This is a genomic window from Streptomyces sp. col6 (assembly GCF_008042035.1).
Classification (GTDB): Bacteria; Actinomycetota; Actinomycetes; order Streptomycetales; family Streptomycetaceae; genus Streptomyces.
Genome location: NZ_RDBL01000019.1, coordinates 3,496 through 11,455 on the forward strand (window position 1 = coordinate 3,496; position 7,960 = coordinate 11,455).

A 7,960-nucleotide genomic window follows, 5' to 3' on the forward strand; every position below is an offset into this window, starting at 1 on the left:
CGCCCCCGCCGCCCGCACCCGTACAGCCCGTGCGGCTGTCCAAGATCACGCTGACCAAGTCGGCGCCCTCGGTCTCGCTCACCAAACAGGGCGCCACCTCCGGTGCGATGCGGGTCAACCTCACCTGGAGCGCCCGCACGCCTCCGCGCGGCTGGATGAACAAGGGCCGCGACGCCGTCCGGCTGGAGGACGTCGACCTCGACCTCTCCTGCCTGTGGGAGCTGCAGAACGGGGCGAGCGGGATCGTCCACCCCATCAACAACCAGTTCGGCTCGTTCCACCAGGAGCCCTACGTCCAGCTGGACAACGACGACCGGACCGGCGGCAGCGAATCCGGTGAGAACCTCACGATCAACCTGGACCACGCCTCGGAGATCAAGCGCCTCCTGGTGTTCGTGGTGATCTACTCCGGCGCGTCGAGCTTCGCCGGCCTGCACGGTGTGGCCACGCTCTACCCGCCCGTCGGCCCCCCGATCGAGGTACTGCTCGACGAGTGCACGGTTCCCTCACCGGTGGCGGCCCTCGCCCTCATCGAGAACATCGGCGGGGAACTCATCGTGCGGCGGGAGGCGAAGTACATCATCCTGCCGCCCGGCATCTTCAAGCAGCAGGCCGCGGACCTCGAATACAACTGGGGCCTGTCCTGGCAGTCGGCCAGCAAGGACTGAGGGGCGGCCGGTGCGTCAGCGCGGTGCGCGGATGCCGTCGATGATGCGGGTCCAGTTGTCACCGCCGTGGCCGTCCGCGATCGCGCGCCGGTAGTGGGCCCGCACGGCCAGGGGGAGCGCCGGGTCGAGACCGAGCGCCCTGCTGGTCTCGACGATGTGGTCGGCCGTCGCACCCATCATGGTGACCGTGCTGAGGTGGCCGGGATGCTCTCCGGCGTCGAGTGCGGCGCCCGGCCGCTCTTCGCCGGCTCTCAGGATGTCGCTGATCGAGTCGGCGGAGGAGAGCAGTTCCGGCAGCGCCTCCACGGCCTTCATCCCGGCGCTGCCCAGCATCGCGGTGGCGTGCAGCAACGCGGACAGGGCGGTGAGGAAGACCGTGAGCTGGGCCTGGTACATCATCTGGGCGAGGCCCGGGTCGCCGCCCAGATACCTCACCGCTCCGAGCCGGGCCAACGCGGTCCGGTGATGCTCCATCACCTTCTCGGGTCCGCTGTAGTAGACGAAGGCCGCCTCCGTACCGACCATCGGTGCGGGCACCATGACCCCTCCGGCGAGGAAGCCGGCGCCCTGCCCGGCCGCCCAGTCGGCCGCCTCGCGGGTCCGGTCGGGGGTGTCGGAGCTGAGGTTGACCAGGGTCCGGCCGGCGAGTGCTTCGGTGGCGCCGCCGAGGATGTCGTACATCGCCCGGTAGTCGGTGAGGCTGAGGATCACGAGGCCGCTCGCTGCGACCGCCTCTTCGGGTGTCGCCGCGAGCGTCGCTCCGTCGGCGACGACACCGTCGGCCCGGCCGGCGGTGCGGTTCCAGACGGTCACCGGGTGGCCGGCGGTGAGAAGGGTGCGTGCCATCGCCCGGCCCATCGGGCCGAGCCCGATCACGGTGACAGGGCTGTTCTGCTGGGTGGTGTGGTTCCGTCGTTCGTTCACTCCTCCATGGTCGAAGAGTGCCGCTAGTCTCGGAAGTACCCACTATTTTCTGCGGTACTTACCTTTTCGTAAGGGGATCAGTGATGGCGAAGGCGCCGCGGCGCGGGCCCTACATCTGCGGGATCGACGCCGCGCTCGACGTGGTGAGCGGCAAGTGGAAGGGCCTGATCCTGTGGGAGCTCGAAGCCCGTGGCGTACGCCGCTTCGCGGAGCTGCGGCGTGGTTTGCCGGGGGTGAGCGAGAAGATGCTGACGCAGCACCTGCGGGAGATGGAGGCGGACGGGCTCGTGCACCGGGAGGTCTATGCAGAGGTGCCGCCGCGGGTGGAGTACTCCCTGACCGAGCAGGGACGCGCGCTCAACGAGGCGCTCGGTCCGCTCGGCGTCTGGGGGAGCGAACGGGTGCGTCGTGAAGGCCTCGAACCGGTCGTGGTCACCGAGGCCGCGCAGGGCTGAGGCCGCAGGCCCGGCAGGTCCGCGAAGTCCCGTCGCATGCACGGGACTTCGCGGACATCTGCCTAGTAGGTCACGGTGACGGCCCTGTGGACGCCGCGACTCGGCAGGGTGATGGTCAGCCTCCCGGTGTCCGCGTCCCAGCGGTAGGCACGTGCGGACAGCCGTTCACCGCTCGCGGTGACCTGCCGGGGCGCGTGGTCCGCCCGGACCGACAGGGTCCACGTGCGCTTCTGCGGCTGCCCCCGGAAGGACCCTTTCGCCGCTCCGACCGTCACCGTGTGGCGCCCGCCCGCCTCCCTGTACGAGACCTTCGTCGTCGCGCTCCGGGCCTTGCCCGCAGCACCCCCGTCGTCCTCGTACAACTGGAAGGAACCCGGGCCGCCCGGGGCGATCGTGAGGGTGAGATCGTCCGCGCCGGCCGCCCCGTCGTGGGCGACGTCCCGCGTGCGGCCCGGCACGATCGCACCGGCCCTGACGAACACCGGCATCGTGTCCAGCGTGGTCGTCACGTCCTGGGTGGTGCCGCCCTCGTACGTCCTGCCGGTGAAGTAGTCGGTCCACCGTCCCGGCGGGAACCACACCGACGTCTTCGTGGACGTGCCGGGCGTCGTGACCGGTGCGACCAGCATGTCGGAGCCGTAGAAGTACTCGCTGCCGGCGGTCGTGTACGCCTGCTGCTCCTCCGGGTACTCCAGATACATCGGCCGGACGATCGGCACACCGGTCCGGTTCGCCTCCTCCGCGAGCGTGTACGTATAGGGCAGCAGCTTCTCCCGGAGGTTGAGGAACTTGCTTGCGGACGCCGATGCCTCCGCGCCGTACTGCCAGGGCAGCCGGTCGCTGTGGTTGCTGTGCAGCCGGTCGACGGGCTGGAAGGTGCCGAACTGCACCCACCGCGCGTACAGGTCGTCGGGCAGCTTCGTCGTGGTGTGCGTGCCGCCGCCGTCGGTGTACGTCTCCGAGCCCTTGAGGCCCGTCGTGTCGTTGTGGCCGCCGATGTCATGGGTGACGTTGGCCATTCCCGTCGCCGCGGCCTCCGCCGGTGTGTAGCCCACCTCGAACTTCAGGGTGCCCCAGGTGGAGGACGTGTCGCCGGTGAAGTGGACGGTGGTGCGCTTGTCCGCCCAGGGGCCGGTGGGCACCGACTGCTGACCGCTGTAACCGGCGGCCTGGAGCGAACCGTAGGCGCGCGAGAGGACGAACGGCCGGTCGAGGTGCTCGCCGGTGGCGTCGGCGTACTGCTGGTTGATCCACGCGTCCGGGGTCACGCCCGGCAGCGACGACTGCGCCGCGTCGCAGCACCAGTCCAGCCACCAGAAGTCGTTGCCCTGCTCGTCCATGGTCCGGTGCAGATCCATGTAGGCCTTCAGCTGGTCGGCGTCGCCGAAGTCGAAGGTGTAGCAGTCCTCACCCGCGCCGCCGGCACAACCGCCCTTCCTCAGCTTGCCCTTGGCCGTCTTCTGGGCCTGCGCGAACTGCGGATCGGCGGCGAGGATGCTGGGGTGCACATTGAGGGTGTTGTGCAGCCCCTGCGCCTGCGACCAGTCGAAGAACCCCTTCGGATCGGGGAACTTGGCCGGGTCGATCTCCCAGCCGCTCCACGCGTTCACGGCCTTGTAGTCGGTGTCCGTCACCAGCACGTCCAGCGGCACGCCCTCGGACCGGAACTTCGGCAGGATCGTGTTCCGGTAGTCCGCGTCGGTGCGGTCGATGTACTCCGAATACCAGACCCCGTACGCCCAGGAAGGCAGCAGCGCGGGCGGTCCGGTGAGGGTGGACAGGTCGGTCAGGCCCCGTTTGTAGTCGTGCCCGTACCCGAAGAGGTAGCCGTCCTGGTAGGGGCCGCCGCCGTGGTCGGAGCGCTGGGTGACCTTGCGCGAAGCGGTGTCGTAGAGCGCCGACGGGGTGTCGTCGAGGAGGTACCAGCCGTCCCGGTTGAGGAGGCCGGGCGTGGTGACGGGGGCGGCGCCGTTGCCGGTGACGCCGTCGAGGCCGCGCCGGTAGCCGCCGAGGGCCACATGCGGCTGCGGGGCCGGGTCGCCGGTCGCGGCGACGGACACGGTGTCCGCGTTCACATGGCAGCTCTCCGCACCCGGGCAGCTCAGAGTGACGTCGTTGGCCCCCGCCTTCAGCTGCACGGGCAGGGTGGCCGTCGACCAGGTGTCCCAGTCGTCCGTCGCCGGGAACGACAGGGTGCCGGTGGCGCCGCCCGTGGACACCGTCGCGGTGCGCGTCTCGTGCCGGCCGTCGCCGCCCGCCCCGTTGGCGTAGCGGACGCGCAGGGTGTACGTGCCGTCCGAAGGGACCTCCACCATGTGCGTCGTCAGCGAGGAGCCCTGGTTGAGTTCCGCGACGAAGCCGTTGCCGGCGAAGCCCTGATGATCGGTCGCGGCGGCCGCCGTGCCGCCGATGCGCCCGGCCTCCGCCTCGCAGCTCACCCCGAACCGGCAGTCGGCGATCGCCGCGGTGGACGCGGGCGGGAACGCCTCGCCCTCGCCGAGCAGCGCGACGCTGTCGACGTTGACGCTGCCGGAATCCGCGGCTGCGCGGGTCAGCGCGACCGTGTGGTGCCCGGCGTCCAGCCGCACCCCGGCGGAGGCGACGTCCCAGCTGTCCCAGTCCGCCGTCGGCGGCAGGGTCACCTGCTGCCCGGCCCCTCCGTCGACGGACACGGTGAGCGTGCGCGGCTTCGTCTGGCCGTCGCCGCCGCGCGCGTTGGCGTACCGCACCGCGAACCGGTACGTGCCCGCGCTTGTGACATCGATGTCAGAAGCCAGGGAGGCGCCGGTGCTCTCGAAGCCGGCGGCGAATCCGGCTCCGGTGTAGCCGCGGTGGTCGGACGCCACGGAGACCCCGCCCGCCCGCAGGCTCTCGGCCTCGCAGAGCGCACCCGGGGCGCAGGTGAGGCGGTGCCAGGGCGACACCGTCACGGGGGAGTCGCCGGCGTCGAGCCGCACCGAGAGGTTGCTCGCGTCGAACGGCCCGGAGCCGACCTTGTACCGCAGGGTGACCGCGCTCGTCGTGAGGGTGAGCCAGCCGCCCGAGGTCTTCGCGGTGTACGCCGCCGGGGCGAAGGAGCCCCGGCCGATGGCGTTGAACGTCGGTTCGTCGGTGAACTTGCCGTCCCCCGCGTACTCGGTCCGGATCAGCGTGGGCGACAGGATCTGGAACCGGGCATCGCCGGACGTGAGGGTCGGGATCCGGCGGCTGGGCGCACCGCCCGCCGACGCCGGGCCGGCCGTGCCCGTCACGGTCATGGCCGCGGCGGTACCGAGGACGGCGGCGGCACCGATCCACCGCCTCAGCCCTCCCGCCCGCCTCGCGGATGGAGGTCTCATGTGCGACTCCGCTCTCACGCCGACCGGTCCGCCCGCCCGCAGCGCACCGCTCTTTGTGCATCGTTGGAAAAGTGCAAGTGGCATGAGAGCACGGCCCTGGCCCGGTGTCCATAAGGCCGACAGGAATGCCGAGCCGGTGGCGATCAGGGCCCGCCCGGAATTCGGCTGTGGGGCCGGCACACCGCGTGCTTACATGTGCCGCATGGTGTCCTCCGACCGTGTACTGGCCTTCGCCGCCATGTCGTTCCTGCTGATCGTGATTCCCGGCCCCAGCGTGCTGTTCGTGATCGGCCGCGCCCTGGCGCAGGGCCGCCGCACCGCTCTGACCACGGTGGTGGGCAACACGCTGGGGGCGTACGTCCTCATCATGGCCGTGGCGCTCGGCCTCGGGGCGGTCGTGGAACGTTCCGTCCTCGTCTTCACCTTCCTGAAGCTGGCGGGCGCCGCCTACCTGGTGTACCTGGGCGTCAGGGCGTGGCGCCAACGGGGCTCGCTCCAGGCCGCGTTCACGGCCGGACCGAGCGCGCGGGGCGGTCTGCGCACGCTGTGGGAGGGGTTCGCCGTCGGAGTGGCGAACCCGAAGACCATCGTGTTCTTCGCGGCGGTGCTGCCGCAGTTCGTCGACCGGGCCCAGGGGCACGTCATGGTCCAGATGCTGGTGCTGGGCCTGGTGTTCAACCTGATCGCGCTGACCTGCGACAGCGTCTGGGGGCTGGTCGCGGCGACGGGACGCGACTGGTTCGCCCGCTCGCCCCGGCGGCTCTCGCTCGTCGGTGGCGTCGGCGGGCTCACCATGATCGGCCTCGGTGTCACCATCGCCGCGACGGGCCGCAAGGACTGAGCCGGGCCCCGTGCCCCGCTACGCCGGGGGGTTGAGCCTGCGGAAGTACGTCCAGCTGGTCTCGTTCGGCTCGCTCCACCGCTCCGGCGCGTGCGCGAACTCCGGGTGCCGGTCGGCGATGTAGGCACGGGTGCGCTCGGGCACCTCACCGTACGAGCCGAGCTTCCGGCCCCGGCAGTGGAAGGTCAGCCCGCCGGGTGCCTGGCCCCGGGCCATCCACGGCAGCCACGGGGACATCCGGGTCCACGACATGGTCGCGGGCACACTGGGCGCCGGACCGGCCAGGTCCGTCCGGTCGGCGAAGAACTGGAAGAGCTCCAGCGCCCGGTACGTGTCCCCGGACGAGTGCCGGGGGTACTGCGCGACAGACAGCGGCGACGGGTAGGACAGCGGGATCTCCAGGCTGAAGCACACCTGCGCGCCCAGCTCCGTCATGGGCACCGGGAAGGGCCGCCACTTCTGGTTGGCCGGGTCGTTCCAGACGTGCACCACCGGCAGGTCCTGCCAGGTTTCCAGGATCTCCCTGCTCTGCGGATCCAGGTAGAAGGCGGCCTCACGCGTGAGCAGTTGACAGGCATCCGGCCCCGCATCGGGATCCTGGACGAGGCGGGCCACATTGACCCCCTCGAAGCCGAAGAGGCGCTGGTAGGGCTGGTCGGGAGCCCATGCGTACACATCGCCCGACCACCAGTACGTGACCTCCTCACCGTCGAGCGAGGCCCGGGTGCGGGCGAGCAGGCGGAGCAGATCGGCGGGTGTCGTCATACGCAGCACTCTGCGCGAGAGGCGCGCCGGCCGGTGGCGGAACACCACGTCCCGGGCCCGAACGGCCGAAAACCGCCGCTCTCCGGCCCCGGCTGTCACGGAGCACCCGCTCCCGGGGCCCGAAGACCGGTGAATTAGCCGATGGCGTGGGCGCCCGGGGCCCGGAACCTTGTGCGGGCAGGCAGCCCCATCCCCGCATCCCCTCAGGAGTGCTCCATGCGTCGTCGTTCACCGCGCCGCCTCCTCGGCGTTCTCGCGGCCGTCACGGTCGCGTTCACCCTCTTCTCCCCGGCGTCCACGGCCGGTGCCGCCGAGACGTCCGCCCCGGCCGCACGCGCGGCCGCCGTGCAACCGCTGTCGACCAGCACCCCGGTCGTCTTCGTCCACGGCTACACGGGCAGCGCCTCCAACTGGGTCACCGCCATGAGCGTCTTCCGCCTCAACGGCTGGTCCGGCTCCGACCTGTTCGCGTACGAGTACGACTCCTACGGCAACAACATCACCAACGCCCAGGGCCTCGCCGCCTTCGTCAACGACGTGAAGTCCCGGACCGGCGCGAGCAAGGTCGCGATCGTCAACCACTCCATGGGCGGTCTGGTCAGCCAGTACTACCTGAAGGTGCTGGGCGGAAACAGCAGCGTCAGCCACCTCGCCTCCATCGCCGGCGCCAACCACGGCACCACGTACGCCGGCGCCTGCCTGATCTACACGACGTGCCAGCAGATGTACCCCGGCTCCTCGTTCATCTCCCAGATCACCTCCGGGGACGAGACCCCGGGCGACACCAAGTACGCCACCTGGTACTCCGCGTGCGACGGGGTCATCCTCCCGTACACCAGCACCCGTCTGAGCGGTGCGACGAACAACAACGTGGTCTGCCAGAACCACATCGGGTACCTGGCGGACACGGTCGTCCTCGGCCAGGTCGCGCGGTTCATCGCCTCCTGACCCCGCGCGACCCGGACGGGT

General features: G+C 70.8%; 6 protein-coding genes and 1 pseudogene. 4 read left to right on the plus strand and 3 right to left on the minus strand.

From position 1 onward, the window contains the following. Positions 1-668: pseudogene (locus EAO73_RS36100) on the plus strand (Tellurium resistance); the annotation flags it as partial. Between the two features lie 15 nt (positions 669-683). Here the strand turns inward: EAO73_RS36100 and EAO73_RS25620 are convergent. Beyond that, positions 684-1,592: an NAD(P)-dependent oxidoreductase gene (locus EAO73_RS25620; protein ID WP_147973945.1), complete on the minus strand. Its 909-nt coding sequence runs from the start codon at positions 1,590-1,592 to the stop codon at positions 684-686. A gap of 83 nt (positions 1,593-1,675) precedes the next feature. Between EAO73_RS25620 and EAO73_RS25625 the strand changes: the two genes are divergently transcribed. Then, the gene (locus EAO73_RS25625) at positions 1,676-2,047 is read left to right on the plus strand and encodes a winged helix-turn-helix transcriptional regulator (RefSeq protein ID WP_147973946.1); all 372 of its coding nucleotides are present in this window, start codon (positions 1,676-1,678) and stop codon (positions 2,045-2,047) included. A 62-nt stretch (positions 2,048-2,109) separates the two neighbouring features. Here EAO73_RS25625 and EAO73_RS25630 read toward each other — a convergent pair whose 3' ends face one another. Beyond that, positions 2,110-5,304, minus strand: a complete 3,195-nt coding sequence (locus EAO73_RS25630) for a TIM-barrel domain-containing protein (RefSeq protein ID WP_147973951.1) — start codon at positions 5,302-5,304, stop codon at positions 2,110-2,112. Positions 5,305-5,587: 283 nt separating this feature from the next. On the opposite strand from EAO73_RS25630, the gene EAO73_RS25635 reads away from it, so the two are divergent. Continuing rightward, a complete protein-coding gene (locus EAO73_RS25635; RefSeq protein ID WP_147973947.1) occupies positions 5,588-6,226 on the plus strand; it encodes a LysE family translocator in 639 nt (212 codons plus the stop codon). Positions 6,227-6,244: 18 nt separating this feature from the next. On the opposite strand, the gene EAO73_RS25640 is transcribed toward EAO73_RS25635, so the two are convergent. Then, positions 6,245-6,991: a DUF1838 family protein gene (locus EAO73_RS25640; protein ID WP_147973948.1), complete on the minus strand. Its 747-nt coding sequence runs from the start codon at positions 6,989-6,991 to the stop codon at positions 6,245-6,247. A 216-nt stretch (positions 6,992-7,207) separates the two neighbouring features. Between EAO73_RS25640 and EAO73_RS25645 the strand changes: the two genes are divergently transcribed. Further along, positions 7,208-7,939, plus strand: a complete 732-nt coding sequence (locus tag EAO73_RS25645) for an esterase/lipase family protein (protein ID WP_147973949.1) — start codon at positions 7,208-7,210, stop codon at positions 7,937-7,939. Positions 7,940-7,960: the final 21 nt, after the last annotated feature.

Coding starts and splice junctions, on each gene's coding strand:
- EAO73_RS25635 (WP_147973947.1), top strand. CDS start 5,588: ATGGTGTCCTCCGACCGTGTACTGGCCTTCGCCGCCATGTCGTTCCTG.
- EAO73_RS25630 (WP_147973951.1), bottom strand. CDS start 5,304: ATGACCGTGACGGGCACGGCCGGCCCGGCGTCGGCGGGCGGTGCGCCC.
- EAO73_RS25640 (WP_147973948.1), bottom strand. CDS start 6,991: ATGACGACACCCGCCGATCTGCTCCGCCTGCTCGCCCGCACCCGGGCC.
- EAO73_RS25625 (WP_147973946.1), top strand. CDS start 1,676: ATGGCGAAGGCGCCGCGGCGCGGGCCCTACATCTGCGGGATCGACGCC.
- EAO73_RS25645 (WP_147973949.1), top strand. CDS start 7,208: ATGCGTCGTCGTTCACCGCGCCGCCTCCTCGGCGTTCTCGCGGCCGTC.